Annotated in this window: 1 pseudogene; it reads left to right on the forward strand. The window is 69.9% G+C overall.

The window, feature by feature from the left end:
* Positions 1-45: 45 nt before the first annotated feature.
* Positions 46-2,246 (forward strand): annotated as a pseudogene (locus ACWCQM_RS40900) (type I polyketide synthase); the annotation flags it as partial.

The following is a 2,246-nucleotide window of genomic DNA, read 5'->3' on the forward strand; positions in this document are numbered from 1 at the left end:
GTGGCTGGGTTGCTGTCGTCGTTGGGTGAGCGGGTGGTGTCGGGTGAGTTGCCTGAGTTGAGGGGGGTGGTGCATACGGCTGGTGTGCTGGCGGACGGTGTGATCGAGGCGCTGACGCCGGAGCGTATGGCGTATGTGCTGCGGTCGAAGGTGAACGGGGCTCGGTATCTGGACGAGTTGACGCGGGATCTGGACCTCGACGCCTTCGTCCTCTTCTCCTCGGTCATCGGCGTATGGGGCAACGGTGGCCAGGCCGCCTATGCAGCTGCCAACGCCTCCCTCGACGCACTCGCCCATGAACGCCACCTCCGCGCACTGCCCGCACTGTCCGTCGCCTGGGGCACGTGGAGCGGTGGCGGCATGGCCGACTCCGAGACCGACGAGCGCATGAGCCGACGCGGACTCACCGCCATGGCCCCGGAGACCGCGGTGCGGGCCCTCGACGGCGCGATGGGACACGACAGGCCGTTCCTCGCCTTCGCCGACGTCGACTGGGACCGCTTCGTCGCACAGTTCACCGCGACCCGTCGGAACCGGCTGTTCGACGAGATCCCCGAGGTGGCCCAGACAGCCGCCGACTCACTCACCGGCGATGCCGCCCCGGGGCCGGAGCTGCCCGAACAGAGCCTGGGCCGACGGCTCGTGGGCCTCGCCCCGGGCGAACAGGAGCGGATGCTCGCTGAGCTGGTGCGCACGCACGCCGCGGCCGTACTGGGCCACTCCGGCGTGGACGCGATCGCGATGGGGCGTGCCTTCAGGGAACTCGGCTTCGACTCGATGCGGGTCATGGAACTGCGCAACCGCCTGAACGCGGCCACGGGGCTGAGGCTGGCCACCGGAGCCGTCTTCGACCACCCCACGGTCACCCTCATGGCCCGGCACCTGCGCGCTGAGCTCGTGGGGACGACCGCGGACGCCGTCTCCGAGCCCCTTCCCGGGCCCCTCCTCAGGCCGGAGCCGGCCGACGAGGACCCGATCGCGATCGTCGCGATGAGCTGCCGACTGCCCGGGGACGTACACACACCGGAGGACCTCTGGCAGCTCCTCGCCGAAGGACGGGACGTTGTCTCCGGCTTTCCGACGGACCGGGGCTGGGACCTGGAGAACCTCTACGACCCTGATCCGGACCGGCCGGGAAGGAGCTACGCACGCGAGGGCGGCTTCCTCCACTCCGCTGCCGACTTCGACGCGGCCTTCTTCGGGATCTCGCCGCGTGAGGCGCTGGCGATGGACCCGCAGCAGCGGTTGCTGCTGGAGACAGCGTGGGAGACGTTCGAGCGGGCAGGAATCGATCCCGTACAGCTGAAGGGCAGCATGACCGGTGTCTTCGCCGGCATGACCTACCAGGACTACGGCGCACGCCTGCACGAAGCCCCGGAATCGGTCGAGGGCTACCTGCTGACGGGCAAGTCGTCGAGCGTCATCTCCGGGCGCATCTCCTACACGCTGGGGTTCCAGGGGCCCGCGGTCACTGTGGACACCGCCTGCTCGTCGTCCCTGGTCGCCATGCACCTGGCAGCGCAGGCGCTGCGTGCGGGCGAGTGCAGCCTCGCCCTGGCCGGCGGCGTCACGGTCATGCCGGCGCCCGGCATGTTCATCGAGTTCAGCCGACAGCGTGGGCTGGCGGCGGACGGGCGTTCGAAGGCGTTCTCCGATGCCGCCGACGGCACCTCGTGGTCCGAGGGCGCTGGCCTGCTCCTCCTGGAGCGGCTGTCGGACGCGCGGCGTAACGGCCACCCGGTGCTCGGTCTGCTGCGTGGCTCGGCGGTGAACCAGGACGGTGCCAGCAACGGTCTCACCGCACCCAACGGCCTGTCCCAGCAGCGGGTGATTCGGGCTGCCCTGGCCAGTGCCGGGTTGTCGGCAGCCGATGTGGACGTGGTGGAGGCGCACGGCACCGGCACGACGCTGGGTGATCCGATCGAGGCCGAGGCGCTGTTGGCCACGTACGGGCAGGACAGGCCGGCCGATCGTCCGCTGTGGCTGGGCTCGCTGAAGTCCAACATCGGGCACACGCAGGCCGCCGCCGGCGTGGTTGGTGTGATGAAGATGCTCGTCTCCATGCACCATGGCGTGCTGCCGCGGACGCTGCATGTGGGTGAGCCGTCGTCGAAGGTGGATTGGTCGGCGGGTGCGGTCGAGTTGCTGACGGAGGCGCGTGAGTGGTCGGAGGGTGAGGGGCGTCCGCGTCGTGCGGGTGTGTCGTCGTTCGGTGTGAGTGGTACGAACGCGCATGTGATTGTGGA

This window comes from Streptomyces sp. NPDC002125, from assembly GCF_053593715.1.